Raw genomic sequence first — 16,520 nt, forward strand, 5'->3', positions numbered from 1 at the left:
TCCTGCATACTGTATACACGATGATACGGCCCGCCCGGTTTCCTGTCAAGCAAAAGTTTGGATGGGAATATATTTTTTCGGGGACAAACCGGTTGACAGGTTTTTCGATAGACTATAATCTCCATAAGATCTATCGTCATTTTTTTGGGGAAGATCCGGAAATTACCGGTTGCATGGGGGGACCTTTCCGGGGCAGGCTAAATGATCCAATCCAGGGGGGAAAGGAGTCAGGCGATGGGGGGAAACTACAGGCCGGAAACGATCGCCCTGCACGGGGGGCAGAGGCCGGACCCGACGACGAACGCGCGGGCGGTCCCGATCTATCAGACCACGTCCTACGTCTTCAACGACACGGCGCATGCGGCGCGCCTCTTCGGGCTCGCGGAGTTCGGGAACATCTACACCCGGATCATGAACCCGACCTCCGACGTGCTCGAGCAGAGGGTCGCGCAGCTGGAGGGGGGAAGCGGCGCCCTGGCGGTCGCCTCCGGCCAGGCGGCGGAGACGGTGGCGCTGTTGAACATCGCCCACTCCGGGGACGAGATCCTCTCCTCGGCCTCCCTGTACGGGGGAACCTATAACCTCTTCCACTACACCTTCCCGAAGCTCGGGATCGGGGTGAAGTTCGTCGACCCCTCCAACCCGGAGAATTTCCGGAAGGCGATCACGAAGAAGACGAAGGCGATCTTCGCGGAGTCGATCGGAAACCCCAAGCTGGACACTCTCGACATGCGGGCGGTCGCCGATATCGCCCACGGGGCCGGGATCCCGCTTGTGATAGACAACACGATGCCCTCCCCCTTCCTGTTCCGGCCCTTCGACCACGGGGCCGATGTCATCATCCACTCCACGACGAAGTTCATCGGGGGGCACGGCACCTCGATCGGCGGGGTCCTCGTCGACTCCGGGAAGTTCGACTGGGGGAACGGGAACTTCCCGCACTTCACGGAGCCGGATCCCTCCTACCACGGGCTGAAGTACTGGGAGGTCTTCGGGAACTTCCCGGGGCTGGGCAACGTCGCCTTCATCCTCAAGGCGCGGGTGCAGCTGCTGCGCGACCTGGGCCCCGCCATGTCCCCCTTCAACGCCTTCCTCTTCCTCCAGGGGCTGGAGACGCTGCACCTGCGGATGGAGCGGCACAGCGCCAACGCGCAGGCGGTCGCGGTGTTCCTGTTGAAGCACCCGAACGTGACCTGGGTGAACTACCCCGGGCTTCCCTCCCACCCGCAGCACGGGCTCGCGAAGAAGTACCACCACCGGGGCCTCTACGGAGCGATCCTGGGATTCGGCATCAAGGGGGGGATGGAGGCCGGGAAGAAGTTCATCGAACAGGTGAAGCTCTTCTCCCATCTGGCGAACATCGGCGACGCGAAGAGCCTGGTGATCCACCCGGCCTCGACCACCCACTCGCAGCTGACCTCCGCGGAGCGGCTGGAGACGGGGGTGACCGAAGACTTCGTCCGGCTGTCGGTGGGGCTGGAGCATATCGACGACATCCTGGAGGACCTGGACCAGGCGCTGCGGAAGAGCTGAGCAGACACCAGAGACCAAGGTTTTCCCGGTCCCCGGTTTTCGGCTACAATGGATTTCCGGGTTCCCGCGGGAAACGCATGCGGGAGGTAATCGATGAATGTGGAACGATGGATCCGGGTGATCGCGGGAACCTTCGTCCTGGCGAGCCTGCTCCTGGGGCTCTATGTGAGCCGGTACTGGTTTCTGTTCACCGCGTTCGTAGGGCTCAACCTGTTCCAGTCCGGGTGGACGAACTGGTGCCTCATGGAAACGATCCTGAAAAAAGTCGGGGTCCCGGAGCGATAGAGGAGGAGGTGCCGCATGTTCATGACCGTGCGCAGCCGCAAATCGATGGGGGATGTCCGCCAGCGGTTCGAGGAGGCGGCCGCCGAGCGGAAGTTCGGCGTGCAGGGGATCCATAACGTGAAGGCGACGCTGAACTCCAAGGGGCTCGCGTTCGACCGCCGGCTCTACATCTACGAGGTGTGCAATCCCGACGCGGCGAAAAAGGTGCTGGACACCAACATCCGGATCTCCGCCGCCCTTCCCTGCCGGGTGTCGATCTACGAGGAGGGGAGGGAGATCGTCCTGGAGACCCTCCGTCCCACGGTGCTCCTCAAGATGTTCCGCGAGCCTTCCCTCGATGTGATCGCGAAAGAGGTGGAGACGGTCATCGGGGAGATCATGAACGAGGCGGCGAAGTAGCCGGTTCCTCGTCGCCGATCGGGTGGCATCGAGCGCCCCCGGGAGAGATCCCGGGGGCGTTGCTGTTGACGGTCGGACACGGAATGGCACACGATGGTACGAAGTTCCAGAGGGGAGATTTTCGATGCCGTCATTGCTCGAACAGGCCACGGTCGGAAGGATCCCGGTGCGGAACCGGATCGTCCGCTCGGCCACATGGGAAGGGATGTGCGACGAGACCGGCGCTCCGACGGAGCGGCTGGTCTCCCTGTACGAAACGCTCGCGGAGGGAGGGGTCGGCCTGATTCTCACCGGGTACGCCTTCGTCCTCCCCGAGGGGAAGCAGAACCCCGGAAAGATGGGGATGCACGACGACTCGCTCCTGCCGTCCCTGAAGGCGCTGACCGCCCGGGTGCACGCCAGGGGTGGAAGGATCGCCGCCCAGCTGGTTCACGCCGGCGGGCAGGCGTCCCGCCGCTGGTCCGGACATCCCCCGGTGGCTCCTTCCGCGGTGGCGCTTCCGCACTACCAGGAGGAGCCGCAGGCGCTGTCGAAGGAGGGGATCGCACGGGTCGTGACGGGGTTCGCCCGCGCGGCGGCCCGCGCGAAGGAGGCGGGGTTCGACGGGGTCCAGCTCCACGGGGCCCACGGATATCTCGTCGGGCAGTTCCTGTCGCCGCTCACGAACCGGAGGGGGGACGAATACGGAGGAACGCTCGCGAACCGGACCCGGTTCGCCGTCGAGGTCACCCGGGACGTGAGGGAGGCAACCGGGAAAGAATACCCGGTCTGGATCAAGCAGAACGGCGACGACTTTCTCGACGGGGGGATCACCCTCCGGGAGGCGGTGGAGGCGGCGGGGATTCTCGCGGATGCGGGGATCGACGCGATCGAGGTGTCCGGCGGGACTCCCGGATCCGGGGAGAGATCGGCCGCGCGGACCCAAATCGATACCGTCGGAAAGGAGGCCTACCACCGGGAGTTTGCCCGCGCCATCCGGAAGCGGGCCGGGGTCCCGGTCGGGCTGGTGGGGGGCTTGCGCTCCCCGAAGCTTCTCGAGGAGATCCTCCGCTCCGGGGATGCCGACTTCCTCTCCATGTCGAGGCCGTTCATCCGGGAGCCGGGGCTCGTGGGCCGGTGGGGGTCCGGGGACACCGGCAGAGCGACCTGCATTTCCTGCAACGGCTGCTTCCTGCCCGGGTTGACGGAAGGAGGGATTTACTGCGTCGTGGAGAAAAAGGCCCGGGAGACGCCGCACGGGTGATGCGGCGCGATGCAGGGGTCAGCGGAGGATGGTCAGGCCGGGCTTGATCAGCTCCATGAATTCCATCCGTGTCGACTGCCGGGTCCGGAAGACGCCGAGCATCGCGGAGGTCACCGCCTTGGAGTTCTGCTTCTCCACCCCCCGCATCATCATGCAGAGGTGGAACGCCTCGACCACGACCGCCACGCCGTGAGGCTGGAGGGTGTCCATGATCGCCGTCGCGATCTCCTGGGTGAGCCGCTCCTGGAGCTGGAGGCGGCGGGAGTAGAGCTCGACCACCCGGGCGATCTTCGAGAGGCCGACGATCTTCTTCCTTGGAATGTAGGCCACGTGGCACTTCCCGAAGAAGGGGAGGAGATGGTGCTCGCAGAGCGAGAAGAGGTCGATGTCCTTGACGGTGACCATCTCGTCGTACGTCTCGTCGAAGATGGCCCGCAGGAGGACCTCCCGCGGGTCCTGCCGGTAGCCCGAGGTAAGGAATTTCATCGCCTGCTCGAACCGCTCGGGGGTCCGGCGGAGCCCCTCCCGTTCGGGATCTTCCCCGATCTTTCCGAGAAGGTTCCGGATCAGATCCTGCATAATGGACGTATCATATCGCACGAGGAGGGATCTCCGGAATGAAAAAGGGTCGGGTGGGCGGTCCGTCCAGGGCCGTCGCGGAAGGGCTGAAGCAGGCGCTGCAGAACGAGGTGGACGGACGGGAGTTCTACCGGATGGCGGCGAAAAGCGCCGGGACCGACGGGGTCCGCCAGATGTTCGAGTTCCTCAGGCAGGAGGAGGAGCGCCACTACGAGCTGATCCTCGAGCAGGCGGGGAGGATGGCCGAGGGGAAGTCTCCCCGGCTTGTCCGCCCCGCCGCAGGGAAGAAGGCGATCCGGAAATTCACCAGTCCCCTCTTCACCCCCGATTTCGTGGCGCGGGGGAAACGGGCCGAGGGAGAAGGGGCGGCGCTTTCCATCGGGATGACGCTGGAAAAGCGGTCGATCGCGCAGTTCGCCTCGCTGAGGAAGAAGGTGAAGGGGGATCCCGCGGCGGAGAAGCTCTTCGACGGGCTGATCGCCTGGGAGCGGGAGCATCTGGAGCTGCTGACGCGCCAGTTCGACCAGTTGCGGCAGATGTACTGGGAGGAGGCGCGGTTCTGGCCGTTCTGAGGAGGGAGGCCCTGGCCCCGGCCGCCGGATGAGGACGGACGAGGAGCTGATGGAGCTCTACCGGGAGGGGAGCCGGGACGCCTTCGAGGAGCTGTTCTCCCGGCATCACCGGAGGGTGATCCAGTTCTGCTACCGGATGACCGGGGACCGGGCGAGGGCGGAGGAGGCGGCCCAGGAGGTCTTTCTCCGGATCGCCCGCGCGGCCTTCACCTACCGGGCGACGGCGAAGTTCACGACCTGGATGTTCACGATCGCCCGCCGGACGACGCTGAATTTTCTGCGGGACGAGAAGGAGACGGGGGAGAAGGTGCCGCTCCTGGACGGCCCGGGGGGGGAGGATACTCCCGGGTCGCTGCAGGTCGAGGGGCCAGCGGAGCTGGACCCGGAGCGGATGGCCTGGAGCGCGCAGCTCGGGGAAAAATTCATCGAGGCGCTCCAGAGGCTGCCGGAGACCTACCGGACCGCCTTTGTCCTCAACCGGGGGGACGGCCTGTCGTACGAGGAAGTGGCGACCGTTCTTGGGATTACGGTGCAGGCGGTGAAAAGCAGGATCTTCCGGGCCAAGGAGATGCTCCTGGGGGAGATTTCCGCGCTCCTTGGGTGAAACGATCCGGAAAAAATCGGGTTTCACCGGGGGAGGGAGAAGATGCGATGGATTGCGGGGATGCGAAGGAGCTCCTGAGCGCCTGCCTGGACGGGGAGGCCTCCGCCGGGGATTCCCGGCGGGTCGAGGAGCACCTTGCCGGATGCGCGGGGTGCAAGGCGGGCGAGCGCCGGATGCGGGCCCTCGACGTGGCGATCGCAAGGACCGGGACCGATGTCTCTCCCGATTTCCGGGAACGTCTCTTTTCCCGGATGGAAGCCGAGGAGCTCCTCCCGAAACGGCGGAGCCTGTTCGCCTTTTCCTTCCGGTGGGCCGCGCTTCCGCTGGCGGCCGCCGCGCTGGGGCTGTTTTTCCTGATGTCGCGGGAGGCGCCCCGGGGGCCTGCGGCCCCGGGCTCGGCCCCCCAGGTCGCGGTAATCCAGCCGGAATCGCCGGCCCGGGCAGCCCGGGAAACGCGGGCCCCGGAGGGAACCGCGGTCGCCGGACGGGAGGAACTGGCCGCGGAGGAGCGGGAGATCGTGGCATACCTCGAGATCCTCGAGGACCCCGCCTCCTTCGAGGAGCCCGGCGGGATCGACGAGATGGAGATGTTCCTCCCCGACGGGAAAAAGCAGGGGTGAGCGGATGAGCCGTTCCCGCCTCCGATGGATCGTGCCGTTCCTGGCCGCGCTCCTGCTGCCGGCGGCGGCGGTCCCGGCCGCCGCGGATCCGGCCGGAACCGTGCGGGATCGTCCCGAGCGGTCCCGGCAGGGCGGGCTCCTCTACGCCCGGGCGGGCGAGATCACCCCGGAGAAGCTGGAGCGCTGGCGGTCGATGCCGCCGGAGGACCGGGAGAAGATCCGGGAGCGGTACCAGCGGTGGAAGCGCCTCCCCCCCGAGCGGAGGGAGCGGATCCTCGAGCGGCGCCGTCTCCTGCGGCAGCTCCCGGACCGGGAGCGCCGCTTCCTGCACGAGCGCAGGGAGATCTACCGGCAGGCCCGGCCGGAGGAGAAGCGGGTCATCGAGAGGTTCGTCCGGCGCTGGAAGGAGATGCCTCCCGCCAGGCGCCATCTGCTGCGCCGGAAGATCGCCGAACTGAGGGACCTCACCCCCTCCGAACGGGACGGGCGTCTGATGGACTGGCCGTTCTACGCGAGGCTGTCGCCCGGGGAGCGCAACGTCGTGAACCGGTTCCTCTATTCAGAGCCCCCCGCCGGCGTCCCCGGCGGGTCCCAGGAGGCCCCCCATGAATGACCGGGAACGGTGGATGCGCGTGGCGCTGCTCGAGGCGGAGAAGGCGGCCGCGGCGGGGGAGGTTCCGGTGGGAGCCGTGGTGATCGGCCCCTCCGGCGAGATCCTCGCGAAGGACCACAACCGGACGATTTCCGCCAACGACCCCACCGCCCACGCCGAGATCCTCGCCCTTCGGAAGGCGGGGAAGAAGATCGGGAACCATCGCCTGTCCGGCTGCCGGCTGGTGGTGACGCTCGAGCCCTGCCCGATGTGCGCGGGGGCGGCCGTCCACGCGAGGGTGAAGGAGATCCTCTTCGGCGCCGTGGACCCGAAGGCGGGGGCCGTCCTGACCCTGTTCCGGATCCCGACGGACGAGCGGCTGAACCATCGGGCCGTCGTGATCCCGGGCGTTCTCGCGAAGGAATGCGCGGCGCTTCTCACCGAGTTCTTCCGCTCCAGGAGATAGCCGGAAGCGGCTTCGTTCGCTCCTTGCCGTTTTCTTCCCGAAGTTCGTCCCGTCCGTAGTACAATTTTCCCTTCGGCGAACGTACCCGGAGGAAATTTCCCTGAATCGAACGACCCGAACGGGCAGAAAGGCGGAGCCGCCGGAAGATCTCCGGGCGGAACTGAAGGAGGCGCTCGCGAAGCTGGCGCGGGCGGAGGAGAGGGTCTCCCGGATAGCGCAGGAATTCCGCGAACAGGAGGAGTCCAACCGCATCCTCCTGGAGCAGCTGCACCAGGCGCAGAAGATGCAGGCGATCGGGACGCTCGCGGGGGGGATCGCCCACGACTTCAACAACACGCTCGGGGCGATCATCGGGTACACCTCGCTTTTGAAGAACATGATGAAGGAGAACCATCCCTTCTACGGGCACGTGGCCACGATCGAGCGGTCCGCAGAACGGGCGGCCGACCTGACCCGCAAGCTGCTCGGGTTCGCGCGCGGCGGCAAGTACCGGGCCGAGCCGGTCTCCCTGAACGACGTGGTGACCCGGGTCCTCCCGATCATCCAGAGGACCTTCGACCGGGCGATCGTGATCGAGACCCGGCTCGCGGAGTCTCTCCCCACCACCGAGGGGGACTTGGGGCAGCTCGAGCACTCCCTGCTGAACCTGTGCCTGAACGCCCGCGACGCGATGCCCGAGGGGGGGAGCCTGGTCATCGAGACGGCCCCGGCGAGGATCGGGGAGGGGTTCGTGGCGCTCCACCCCTGGGCCAGAACGGGAGAGTTCGTCCGGCTCACCGTTTCGGACACGGGGGTCGGGATGACCCCCGAGACCCGGATGAGGCTGTTCGAGCCCTTCTTCACCACGAAGAAGCCGGGATCCGGCACCGGCGCCGGAATGGGGCTCGCGATGGTGTACGGTGCCGTGAAGAACCACGGGGGGTTTATCGAGGTGCACAGCGAGCCGGGGCGCGGGACGACCATGAACCTCTACCTGCCGGTCAGCTGGCGGATCCGGCAGGGGGATTCCCCCGCGCCGGAGAAGCCGGTCCGCGGGGTGAAGGAAACGGTCCTGGTGGTCGACGACGAGCCGGCGTTGCGGGATCTCGCCGAGGCGGTCCTTTTCTCCGCGGGGTACCGGGTGCTTGCGGCGCGGAACGGAGAAGAGGCCTGCGAGATCCTCCGCGACCTGGGGAAGAAGGTGGGGCTGGTCCTGCTCGACATCGAGATGCCGGGGATGGGGGGGAAGCAGGCGTTCCTGACGATGCGGGGAATGCGGCCGGGGCTCCCCGTCCTGGTCGCGACCGGCCACGGGATCGAGGGGGCCGCCTCCGAGATCCTCCAGATGGGGGGAAACGGGTTCCTCGGGAAGCCGTTCCGGGCGAAGGAGCTGCTGCAGGCGGTCCGCCGCGTGCTGGACTCAAAGTAGCGGCGAGAAGATCCGGCAGCTGTCCTCCAGCAGGCGGATCGGGCGGCTTCTCCTGGCGAACCGGGCCGGATTGATCCGCCTCGACTGCGCGAGATCCTGCTCGAACTGACCGGCCAGCGCCGCGACCTCCTCGCGGCCGTAGAGAAAAATCCCCAGCTCGAAGTTCAGGAAAAAACTCCGGATGTCCACGTTCGACGACCCCACCATGCCGACCGCGTCGTCGACGACCAGCACTTTCGCATGGAGGGTCGTCGGGGTGTAGAGGTAGATCTTCACGCCGGACCGCATCAGGTCGTCGTAATAGGACCTCCCGGCGAGCCAGACCATCTTCAGGTCGGACCGCTCCGGGACGATGAGCCGCACGTCTACCCCCCGCAGGGCCGCGTTTTCCAGGGAGGTCCCGATCGCGTCGTCCGGAACGAAGTAGGGGGTCTCCACCCAGATCCGCTCCCGCGCGGAGGCGAAGGCGGTGAACAGCCCCTGGTAGATGGGGCGCAGGGTGCGGTCCGGTCCCGAGGCGACCACCTGCATCGGGGCCGACCGTCCGGCGTTTCCCGGGGTGGTGGGAAGGGATGGGAAGAGGTGTCCCGCCGGTCCGGTCTCCTCCGTGGCGAAGGCCCAGTCGTCCAGGAAGAGGGCCTGCAGGTCCCGCACGGCGGCCCCCCGGATCATGACCGCGCTGTCCCGCCACCGCTTCGGGTCGGGCCGGGGGCCCATGTACCGCTTCCCGATGTTCATCCCGCCGGCGAAGGCGCTCCTTCCGTCGACGATCAGCAGCTTCCGGTGGTTACGGAGGTGGGCGGACCATTTCCGGTGCAGCGGGAGGGCGGGGAGGAACTCCGCCACCTCCCCCCCGGCCTCCCGCAGCGGTCGGACGAGGCGCCGAAGGGCCCGCCAGGATCCCACGGCGTCGAGGAGAAGACGGACATGAACCCCTGCTCGCGCGCGGGCCGCGAGGGCGTGGAGGAACCGCTTTCCGATCGCGTCCACATCGAGGATGAAGAACTGCGCGTGAATATGGTCGCGCGCCTCCTCGATCTGCTCGAGGAGGGTTCTGTAGGCCTGTTCCCCGCCGGTGACGAAGACGACCCGGTTTCCGTCCACCGGCGGCGGCGCCCCCGTCGCGAGAAGGACCCGCCCGCAGGTCGTCGCGACTTGGCGGGGGAGGTTCTCCGGGCGGACACGATTTTCCACGGAGCTCTCCCCGGAGCCTACCGCGTCGATCTTTGCCCGGATATGTCTCCGGATCCGGCGCCCCCCGACCAGATAGTAGAGGGGAACCCCCACGACCGGGAGGAGCGCGATGGAAAGGACCCAGGCGACCGTCGCGGCGGGCTGACGCCGCTCCATGATGATCCGGGGGATCAGGAGGAAGGCGAAGAGGTACCCCAGGGACGAGAGGACGAGCGCGGCGATCCGCCAACCGTCGTACATGGGTCCCTTCCGAAGAGGTGATCGGCGCCGGCGACGCCCACCTTCCTCCAGGCTGTTGCGGCGGTGCGTCCCGCATGCGCCGGGCCCCGTCACGGGGAGGAATGGCCGGGGTTTCTTCTTCCTGCCCCGCGGGGTTTTCGTTATAATACCTCCCTTACGCGCGGAGGGGTACCGAAGTGGCCGTAACGGGGTCGACTCGAAATCGACTTGGCGGTGCGAGCCGCCACGTGGGTTCGAATCCCACCCCCTCCGCCAGAAATGTACCGGTCCCCCTGTCGGGGGTGCGCCGGCAGCCAGGCCCTCCGCAACGGAAGGCGGCGAACCCCGTCAGGTCCGGAAGGAAGCAGCGGTAGCCGCAACACTCCGTGTGCCGGAGGCACCCCTGGCTGCCGGCCCACCCCCGGGAGAGGCCCCGCGGGGGAGGAAACGAGCGGACATGGCATACCAGGCGCTCGCGAGGAAGTGGCGCCCGAAGAGCTTTCAGGAAGTCGTCGGGCAGGGGCATGTCACCCGCGCCCTGGCGAACGCCATTTCCCTCGACCGGATCCACCACGCCTACCTGTTCACCGGCACCCGCGGGGTGGGGAAGACGACCTTCGCCAGGATCCTCGCCCGCGCCCTGAACTGCGAGAAGGGGCCTACGCCATCGCCCTGCCTCTCCTGCCCCTCCTGCATCGAGCTCCTCGCCGGCTCGGCGGTCGACGTGCAGGAGATCGACGGGGCCTCCCACACGGGGATCGACGACGTCCGCAGGCTCCGGGAAGGCGCGGCCTACGCGCCGGCGCGAATGCGGTACAAGATCTACATCATCGACGAAGTCCACATGCTTTCCAAAGCCGCCTTCAACGGGCTGCTCAAGCTCCTGGAGGAGCCGCCGCCCCACGTCGTCTTCGTCTTCGCCACCACCGAGCCCAACCGGATTCCCGAGACGATCCTGTCGCGGGTCCAGCGGTTCGACTTCCGGATGCTCTCCGAGGAGGAGATCTCCGAACGGCTCCGGGAGATGGCGGCCGCCGAAACGCTCGACTGCGAGGAAGAGGCGCTTCAACTGATGGCGCGGTACGCCTTCGGATCGATGCGGGACGGCCAGTCGATCCTCGAGCAGGCTGCGGTGCTGGGGGACGGAGCCGTCTCGGCATCCCTCGTGGAGGAGATGCTCGGACTCGTCGGGCCCGAAGCGGCGATCGACCTCGCATCCGCAGTCGTCCGGGACGGCGCCGGGGAGGCGATCCGGAAATTCCGGGAGCTGTTCACCCGCGGCGCGGACCTGAAATTCCTCTTCCTGTCGCTGGTGGACATGCTCCGGGACGCCGCGGTCCTCTCCTTCACCGGGAAGGAGGAACTGCTCTATCGCCATTCCCCCTCGTCGCTGGCCCGAATGCGGGAGCTGGTCGCCCTTCGCTCCCGGGAGGAGTGGATGTTCCTGCTCGACATCGCCTTCCGGTCCGAGAAGGATGTGCTCGGGTCCGAATTCCCCCGCCTGGGGTTCGAGCTGCTGCTGCTGCGCCTGGTAAATGCCCCCGGGCTGCTGGCCGTGGAAGGGCTGGAAGGGGGGGAGGCGGCGGCCCCTTCCTCTCCGGAGGCCGCTCCCGCATCCCGTCCGGTGCTCCCTGCGCAGGCGGTAGGGGCGCGCCCGACCTTCGAGAAGCGGCCCGTGCGGCCGGATCCGTCCTCCGAAGCCCGAAGGGCGAAGGAGGACGCTCCCGGGCCGGGAGGGGACCTCTGGCAGGCGATCCGGAAGAACCTCGAGGCGAAGAAGAAGCCGCTCGTCGTCGCCCTGCTGAACCAGATGCAGGGGACGGTCGAAGGGGGGGATCTGGTGATCGCCTGCCCCCACCAGATGCAGCTCGACCGGCTCCGGGAGGAGGACAAGTGGGCGGTTCTTCTCCAGGCGGTGGAGGAGGAGGCGGGGAAAAAGCTCCCGATACGGCTGGTTGTTTCCGGGGAAAAAAAAAGCCCGGAAGCTGACCCGGTAGCGGAGGCGCCGCACCCGCAGAAAAAGGCCTTTTCGGACCCGATGCTGGCGGAGGTCCTCCGGGAGTTCGAGGGGGCGACGGTGCTCGAGGTCAGGGCGGCGCCCAAACGGCGGCCGCACCCCGCCGTCCGGGAGGAGGAGGAGCCGGAGCGGGAGGAGGAGCCGGAGCGGGAGGAGGAGCCGGCGGCGGAAGAGACGGAGGCGGAAGAGGAATGAAGGGGATGGAGGAGATCCTCCGGCAGGCGCAGCAGGTGCAGGAACGGCTCGCGAAGCTCCAGGAGGAGCTGGCCGGAAGAACCGTCGAGGCCTCGGCGGGAGGCGGGATGGTGTCCGTGGTCGTGAACGGCCGGCAGGAGGTCGTGTCGGTGCGGATCGAGAAGGAGGTGGCCTCCCCGGAGGAGCTGGAGCTGCTCCAGGACCTGGTGCGCGGGGCGATGAACGAGGCGCTCTCCCGGTCGAAGCGGATGGTCGCGGAGGAGATGTCGAAGATCACCGGCGGGATGAACCTGCCGGGGCTGTTCTGACCCGCCATGTCCTATCCCAAGCCGCTGCGCAGGCTGATCGCCCAGCTCACCCGGCTCCCAGGGATCGGGGAGAAGAGCGCGACCCGCATCGCCCTGCACATGCTCCGGATGCCCAAGGAGGCGGTCCGGGAGATGGGGGAGACTATTGCCGGGATCTCGGACGCTGTGCTACGATGCACCACGTGTCATAACATCGCGGACCAGGACCCCTGCGCGATCTGCTCCGACCCGGAGCGCCGCAAGGACGTCCTGTGCGTGGTCGAGAATCCCACGGGCCTGGTCCCGATCGAGAAGAGCGGGGAATACAGGGGCAGGTACCACGTCCTGGGGGGGGCCATTTCCCCGATCGACGGGGTGATGCCGGAGGATCTCCGGGTCCGGGAGCTTCTGGAGAGGATTTCCGCGGGGGGGATCGGGGAAGTCATCCTCGCCACGAACCTGACGGCGGAGGGGGAGGCGACCGCGTCCTACCTCGCCTCGGTCATCAAGCCGCGCAACGTTCGCGTTTCCCGCATTGCATACGGCATGCCCGTCGGGTCGGACCTCGAATATTCCGACGAGATCACCGTGGGCAGGGCGATCAAGGGGCGTAGGGACATGCTGTGAGACGTCCGGACCCCGTGCGTACGACTTGACCGGCATCAAGGCGGTATGGTACGAACCCCGGTATTTTTCCCTGAAGGGTATTCATGCAGGGATTCTTTATTGGAAACCCCACGGGAGAGAGGTAGGAATCCATGGCCAATGTGAAAACGGCGGTGAAGCTGCCGGTGAAGAACGCTCTCGGGTTCTTCGAGATCCGGATGGAGAGCATCGGCGGGCTGGGGGCGAACGTCGCGGGGAAGATTTTGACGGAAGCGGCCATCCTGGGGATGGGACTGAACGGCGCCGGATTCGCCTCCTACGGGTCGGAGAAGAAGGGGACGCCGGTCAAGGCGTTCATCCGCCTCTGCGAGGCGAACGACCAGGTCCGGGTGAACAGCCCGGTCGAGGAGCCGCACGTGCTGGCGATCTTCCACGAGGCGCTGGCCAAGTCGGTGCCGGTGACGTCGGGGGCGGTGCCTGGCAAGACCACCGTGATTCTGAACACCCGCAGGACCCCCTCCGAGGCGCGTGACTTCCTGAAGCTCGAGGGGGGCAAGGTGGGCGTGGTGGACGCGATGGAGATCGCCCTGGCCACCCAGTCCCGGGTGAACATGGTGATGATCGGGGCGGTCGCCCGGGCGAGCGGGTTCCTCGACATGAAGGTCATCGAGGCGGCCGTCGTGGAGGCGTTCGGGAAGAAGTACGCCGCCCTGATGAAGGGAAACCTGGAGGCGCTGCGCCGCGGACACGACGAGGTCCGGTTCGAGGAGATCCCGGTGGACCGGAAGTACCCGGCCACCCCGTTCCGGCGGGAGGCGCCGAAGCTCGGGTACGCGAACGCCCCGATCGGCGGAGCGATCTACTCCGTGGGGAACATGCGCTTCAAGGACCTCTCCACCAGCCGCACGGGAATCATCCCGCTCTTCGTCGTGGACAAGTGCACCCGCTGCGGCGAGTGCGACCTCTCCTGCCCGGACTACTGCTTCGTCTGGGAGAAGGGCACCGATCCCAAGACCAAGAAGGAGGGGATGATGCTCCTGGGGATCGACTACCAGTACTGCAAGGGGTGCATGCGGTGCGTCGAGGTCTGCAAGTTCGGCGCCCTGGTGGCGGCCAAGGAGGCCGACCACGACGTGGAGAAGATCACCGTGCCGCTTCCGGGCATGGTGAAAGCGAAGACATAACGGCGGGACAAGGGGAGAACACGATGCCACAAGCGGTGAAGAAGGCGGCTGCGAGGCCGGTGCAGACCGTTGTCGTCCAGACCGGAAACGAGGTCGCGGCGACGGCGGCCAAGCATGTGAACTACCACATCATGGGGTACTACCCGATCACCCCCTCCACCGAGATCGCGGAGACGCTCGACGCGATGAAGGCGGAAGGGGAGCACTCCATCCGGATGATCCCGGGGGACGGCGAGCACGGGGCGGCGGGGATCTGCTTCGGCGCCACGACCGCGGGGGGGCGGGTCTTCAACGCCACCTCGGCGAACGGGCTGTTGTTCGCCTTCGAGCAGCTCCCCGTCCAGTCCGGGACCCGCCTGCCGATGGTGTTCAACATCGTCACCCGCTCCGTGTCGGGGCCGCTCGACATCCGGGGCGACCACAGCGACATCATGCTGGTGTTGAACACCGGGTGGATCGTCCTGATGGCCTCGGAGGCCCAGGCGGTCTACGACATGAACATCATGGCCCCCCGGATCGGCGAGGAGATGTCGGTCCGGCTTCCGGTGATGGTGGCCTTCGACGGGTTCTTCACCTCCCACCAGAAGCGCCGGATCGAGGTCTTCGAGAGCCCGGAGGCGATCCTGGACTTTCTGGGCCCCTTTGTGCCCACCATCTCCTCGGTCGACCCGCGGAAGCCGGTCACCATCGGGCCGTACATGAACGACCCCGATCTCATCAACAACAAGAAGCAGCAGTCCGAGGCGATGATCCGGTCCCACAAGGTCATCAAGAAGATCTTCGCCGAGTATGCGGCCCTCTCCGGAAGGAAATACGGCATCCTCGACCTCTACCGGATGGCGGACGCCGAGGCGGCCCTGTTCCTCGTCAACTCCGCGGCGGAGACCGCGAAGGAGGCGGTGGATGCGCTCCGGAAGCAGGGGAAGAAGGTCGGGCTGATCCGCCCGAACGTCATCCGTCCCTTCCCGGTCGAGGAGATCCGCGAGGCGCTCGCGAAGGTCAAGGGGCTCGTGGTGGCCGACCGGCAGGACAACTACGGCGCCTACGGCGGGGCGATGACGCTCGAGGTGAAGGCGGCCCTCCAGGGGGTGAAGGGGAACAGGACGCAGGTCGCCAGCCGGATCTACGGGGTCGGAGGGAAGGAGTTCTTCGTCGAGGATGCCGAGACGCTGCTCCTCGAGGCGCTCGAGATCGCCAAGACCGGCAAGGTGAAGGTCTCCTACGACTACCTGGGGGTCACCGCCGGGGAGAGCAAGTATGTGCCTCCGATGGCCTACGCCCCGGTCTCCGAAGCCGCGGTTTCCGGGTTCACCCGCGTGGAGACGGGCGAGGACGGCAAGATGAAACCCCGGGGGATCAACGTCCGGGCGCTGACCGGGAAGGAGAAGCGGATCGGCCCAGGGCACGGCGCCTGCCCCGGCTGCGGGATCTTCACGAACCTCGACACCTTCCTGAAGGGGATCGAGGGGCATGTGACGGTCCTCTTCCACACCGGCTGCGGGATGGTGGTGACCACCGGCTACCCCTACACCGCCCACAAGATCACCTACGTCCACAACCTCTTCCAGAACGGCGCGGCGACGATGTCCGGGATCACCGAGATGTTCGAGGAGCGTAAAAAGCGCGGCGAGATCCCGAAGGACGAGAAGATCACCTTCATCATGGTAACCGGCGACGGCGGCCACGACATCGGGATCGGGCCCTCGCTGGGGGCGGCGGCGCGGGGCAACCGGTTCATCCTGATCGAGTACGACAACCAGGGGTACCAGAACACCGGCTCTCAACTCTCCTTCACCGTGCCGCTGGGGCACTCGACCTCCACGTCGCACTTCGGGCCGTTCCAGCACGGGAAGAGCACGCACCACAAGGACACGGCGCAGATCTTCAACGCCGCCCACATCCCCTACGTCTTCACGGCGTCGGAGAGCAACCCGAGGGACCTGATCCGGAAGGCGGTCAAGGCGCAGAAGTATGCCGAGGAGGGGCTGGTGTTCGGCAAGCTCATCTCCTTCTGTCCGCTGGCATGGCGGTGCGAAGACCAGCTGGCCTGGCCGATCCTCCAGGCGTCGGTGGACTGCTGCTTCTTCCCGCTCTACGAGATCGAGCGGGGGATCACCACGATCAACTACGACCCGGAGGAGAAGGGGAAGAAGGTCCCGGTCGGCGAATGGCTCAAGACGATGGGGAAGACCAAGCACCTGCTCCGGACGGAGTGCAAGCCGGTGCTCGACTCCTTCCAGGCCGAGGTCGACCGGCGCTGGGTGCGCCTCAAGGAGATGCACAAGAACCCGCTGCTTTGATTCCGGGCCGGGGGAGGGACAAGCGGCTTCCTTCCCCCCGCGGCAAGGCGGGGGCGCACGATGCGGGCCCGGGGGCGGATCCCCCCGGGCCCGGTTGTTTCCCGGGAGGAACCGGCGGCCGCGCGCAGAAGAAGGGGGGGGCGCCCTGGCGGGACGGCGCGGAGCCGGCAAGATCCCCGTCGAGGGGGCCCCCGTTGTGTTCTTTCCCTTGCCGGCG

Annotated in this window: 18 protein-coding genes, 1 tRNA gene and 1 other RNA gene; 17 read left to right on the forward strand and 3 right to left on the reverse strand. The window is 67.0% G+C overall.

The genetic code is table 11. The features are described 5' to 3' along the window. Nucleotides 1–234 precede the first annotated feature (234 nt). The 4 genes from A2X88_09515 to A2X88_09530 all read left to right on the forward strand — a co-directional run bounded on the left by A2X88_09515 (nt 235) and on the right by A2X88_09530 (nt 3,460). Nucleotides 235–1,533: an O-acetylhomoserine aminocarboxypropyltransferase gene (locus A2X88_09515; protein OGP33079.1), complete on the forward strand. Its 1,299-nt coding sequence runs from the start codon at nt 235–237 to the stop codon at nt 1,531–1,533. Nucleotides 1,534–1,626: 93 nt separating this feature from the next. After that, nucleotides 1,627–1,818, forward strand: a complete 192-nt coding sequence (locus tag A2X88_09520; protein OGP33080.1) for a sulfurtransferase — start codon at nt 1,627–1,629, stop codon at nt 1,816–1,818. A gap of 15 nt (nt 1,819–1,833) precedes the next feature. Then, nucleotides 1,834–2,217 (forward strand): hypothetical protein, encoded by a 384-nt coding sequence (locus A2X88_09525; protein OGP33081.1) that lies wholly within the window; start codon nt 1,834–1,836, stop codon nt 2,215–2,217. Between the two features lie 124 nt (nt 2,218–2,341). Continuing rightward, nucleotides 2,342–3,460 (forward strand): NADH-dependent flavin oxidoreductase, encoded by a 1,119-nt coding sequence (locus tag A2X88_09530; protein OGP33082.1) that lies wholly within the window; start codon nt 2,342–2,344, stop codon nt 3,458–3,460. A gap of 18 nt (nt 3,461–3,478) precedes the next feature. On the opposite strand, the gene A2X88_09535 is transcribed toward A2X88_09530, so the two are convergent. Then, nucleotides 3,479–4,042 carry a GTP cyclohydrolase I FolE gene (locus tag A2X88_09535; protein OGP33121.1) on the reverse strand — a complete coding sequence of 188 codons (564 nt, stop codon included), beginning with the start codon at nt 4,040–4,042 and terminating at the stop codon, nt 3,479–3,481. A gap of 35 nt (nt 4,043–4,077) precedes the next feature. On the opposite strand from A2X88_09535, the gene A2X88_09540 reads away from it, so the two are divergent. From A2X88_09540 to A2X88_09560, 5 genes are read left to right on the forward strand one after another with little or no spacing between them, the layout of a single operon-like run. Continuing rightward, entirely contained in the window at nt 4,078–4,611 is a 534-nt protein-coding gene (locus A2X88_09540; protein OGP33083.1) for a hypothetical protein, read from the forward strand. A 28-nt stretch (nt 4,612–4,639) separates the two neighbouring features. Continuing rightward, on the forward strand, nt 4,640–5,215 hold the full coding sequence (locus tag A2X88_09545) for a hypothetical protein (GenBank protein ID OGP33084.1): 576 nt from the start codon (nt 4,640–4,642) through the stop codon (nt 5,213–5,215). Between the two features lie 47 nt (nt 5,216–5,262). Then, entirely contained in the window at nt 5,263–5,835 is a 573-nt protein-coding gene (locus A2X88_09550) for a hypothetical protein (protein ID OGP33085.1), read from the forward strand. A gap of 4 nt (nt 5,836–5,839) precedes the next feature. Beyond that, nucleotides 5,840–6,448, forward strand: a complete 609-nt coding sequence (locus A2X88_09555; protein ID OGP33086.1) for a hypothetical protein — start codon at nt 5,840–5,842, stop codon at nt 6,446–6,448. 13 nt (nt 6,449–6,461) lie between these two features. Further along, on the forward strand, nt 6,462–6,893 hold the full coding sequence (locus A2X88_09560) for a tRNA-specific adenosine deaminase (GenBank protein OGP33122.1): 432 nt from the start codon (nt 6,462–6,464) through the stop codon (nt 6,891–6,893). Here A2X88_09560 and A2X88_09565 read toward each other — a convergent pair. Next, nucleotides 6,865–7,215, reverse strand: a complete 351-nt coding sequence (locus A2X88_09565; GenBank protein ID OGP33087.1) for a hypothetical protein — start codon at nt 7,213–7,215, stop codon at nt 6,865–6,867. The two genes, A2X88_09560 and A2X88_09565, sit on opposite strands and share 29 nt — an antisense overlap. On the opposite strand from A2X88_09565, the gene A2X88_09570 reads away from it, so the two are divergent. Next, nucleotides 7,177–8,301 (forward strand): hypothetical protein, encoded by a 1,125-nt coding sequence (locus tag A2X88_09570; protein ID OGP33088.1) that lies wholly within the window; start codon nt 7,177–7,179, stop codon nt 8,299–8,301. The two genes, A2X88_09565 and A2X88_09570, sit on opposite strands and share 39 nt — an antisense overlap. Here the strand turns inward: A2X88_09570 and A2X88_09575 are convergent. Continuing rightward, nucleotides 8,293–9,735, reverse strand: a complete 1,443-nt coding sequence (locus tag A2X88_09575; protein OGP33089.1) for a cardiolipin synthase — start codon at nt 9,733–9,735, stop codon at nt 8,293–8,295. The genes A2X88_09570 and A2X88_09575 overlap by 9 nt on opposite strands. 162 nt (nt 9,736–9,897) lie before the next feature. Here A2X88_09575 and A2X88_09580 point away from each other — a divergent pair. The 7 genes from A2X88_09580 to A2X88_09610 all read left to right on the forward strand — a co-directional run bounded on the left by A2X88_09580 (nt 9,898) and on the right by A2X88_09610 (nt 16,303). Beyond that, nucleotides 9,898–9,990: transfer RNA gene (locus tag A2X88_09580), tRNA-Ser, on the forward strand. A 36-nt stretch (nt 9,991–10,026) separates the two neighbouring features. Next, an RNA gene (ffs, locus tag A2X88_09585) (signal recognition particle sRNA small type) lies at nt 10,027–10,126 on the forward strand. Between the two features lie 45 nt (nt 10,127–10,171). Continuing rightward, nucleotides 10,172–11,926, forward strand: coding sequence for a DNA polymerase III, subunit gamma and tau (locus tag A2X88_09590; GenBank protein ID OGP33090.1), 1,755 nt, complete (start codon nt 10,172–10,174; stop codon nt 11,924–11,926). Continuing rightward, the gene (locus tag A2X88_09595) at nt 11,923–12,234 is read left to right on the forward strand and encodes a nucleoid-associated protein, YbaB/EbfC family (GenBank protein OGP33091.1); all 312 of its coding nucleotides are present in this window, start codon (nt 11,923–11,925) and stop codon (nt 12,232–12,234) included. Before A2X88_09590 ends, A2X88_09595 begins: the two co-directional genes overlap by 4 nt. Before the next feature lie 6 nt (nt 12,235–12,240). Continuing rightward, nucleotides 12,241–12,840, forward strand: a complete 600-nt coding sequence (locus tag A2X88_09600; GenBank protein OGP33092.1) for a recombination protein RecR — start codon at nt 12,241–12,243, stop codon at nt 12,838–12,840. Nucleotides 12,841–12,971: 131 nt separating this feature from the next. Beyond that, the gene (locus A2X88_09605; protein OGP33093.1) at nt 12,972–14,003 is read left to right on the forward strand and encodes a hypothetical protein; all 1,032 of its coding nucleotides are present in this window, start codon (nt 12,972–12,974) and stop codon (nt 14,001–14,003) included. Between the two features lie 23 nt (nt 14,004–14,026). Beyond that, the gene (locus tag A2X88_09610) at nt 14,027–16,303 is read left to right on the forward strand and encodes a pyruvate synthase (GenBank protein OGP33094.1); all 2,277 of its coding nucleotides are present in this window, start codon (nt 14,027–14,029) and stop codon (nt 16,301–16,303) included. Nucleotides 16,304–16,520: the final 217 nt, after the last annotated feature.

The organism is Deltaproteobacteria bacterium GWC2_65_14 (assembly GCA_001797615.1).
Lineage (GTDB): Bacteria > Desulfobacterota > Deferrimicrobia > Deferrimicrobiales > Deferrimicrobiaceae > GWC2-65-14.

What these genes read in the sequence shown, in the direction of transcription:
- A2X88_09515 (OGP33079.1), top strand. Translation starts at nt 235, where the DNA reads ATGGGGGGAAACTACAGGCCGGAAACGATCGCCCTGCACGGGGGGCAG.
- A2X88_09520 (OGP33080.1), top strand. Translation starts at nt 1,627, where the DNA reads ATGAATGTGGAACGATGGATCCGGGTGATCGCGGGAACCTTCGTCCTG.
- A2X88_09525 (OGP33081.1), top strand. Translation starts at nt 1,834, where the DNA reads ATGTTCATGACCGTGCGCAGCCGCAAATCGATGGGGGATGTCCGCCAG.
- A2X88_09530 (OGP33082.1), top strand. Translation starts at nt 2,342, where the DNA reads ATGCCGTCATTGCTCGAACAGGCCACGGTCGGAAGGATCCCGGTGCGG.
- A2X88_09540 (OGP33083.1), top strand. Translation starts at nt 4,078, where the DNA reads ATGAAAAAGGGTCGGGTGGGCGGTCCGTCCAGGGCCGTCGCGGAAGGG.
- A2X88_09545 (OGP33084.1), top strand. Translation starts at nt 4,640, where the DNA reads ATGAGGACGGACGAGGAGCTGATGGAGCTCTACCGGGAGGGGAGCCGG.
- A2X88_09550 (OGP33085.1), top strand. Translation starts at nt 5,263, where the DNA reads ATGGATTGCGGGGATGCGAAGGAGCTCCTGAGCGCCTGCCTGGACGGG.
- A2X88_09555 (OGP33086.1), top strand. Translation starts at nt 5,840, where the DNA reads ATGAGCCGTTCCCGCCTCCGATGGATCGTGCCGTTCCTGGCCGCGCTC.
- A2X88_09560 (OGP33122.1), top strand. Translation starts at nt 6,462, where the DNA reads ATGCGCGTGGCGCTGCTCGAGGCGGAGAAGGCGGCCGCGGCGGGGGAG.
- A2X88_09570 (OGP33088.1), top strand. Translation starts at nt 7,177, where the DNA reads ATGCAGGCGATCGGGACGCTCGCGGGGGGGATCGCCCACGACTTCAAC.
- A2X88_09575 (OGP33089.1), bottom strand. Translation starts at nt 9,735, where the DNA reads ATGTACGACGGTTGGCGGATCGCCGCGCTCGTCCTCTCGTCCCTGGGG.
- A2X88_09590 (OGP33090.1), top strand. Translation starts at nt 10,172, where the DNA reads ATGGCATACCAGGCGCTCGCGAGGAAGTGGCGCCCGAAGAGCTTTCAG.
- A2X88_09595 (OGP33091.1), top strand. Translation starts at nt 11,923, where the DNA reads ATGAAGGGGATGGAGGAGATCCTCCGGCAGGCGCAGCAGGTGCAGGAA.
- A2X88_09600 (OGP33092.1), top strand. Translation starts at nt 12,241, where the DNA reads ATGTCCTATCCCAAGCCGCTGCGCAGGCTGATCGCCCAGCTCACCCGG.
- A2X88_09605 (OGP33093.1), top strand. Translation starts at nt 12,972, where the DNA reads ATGGCCAATGTGAAAACGGCGGTGAAGCTGCCGGTGAAGAACGCTCTC.
- A2X88_09610 (OGP33094.1), top strand. Translation starts at nt 14,027, where the DNA reads ATGCCACAAGCGGTGAAGAAGGCGGCTGCGAGGCCGGTGCAGACCGTT.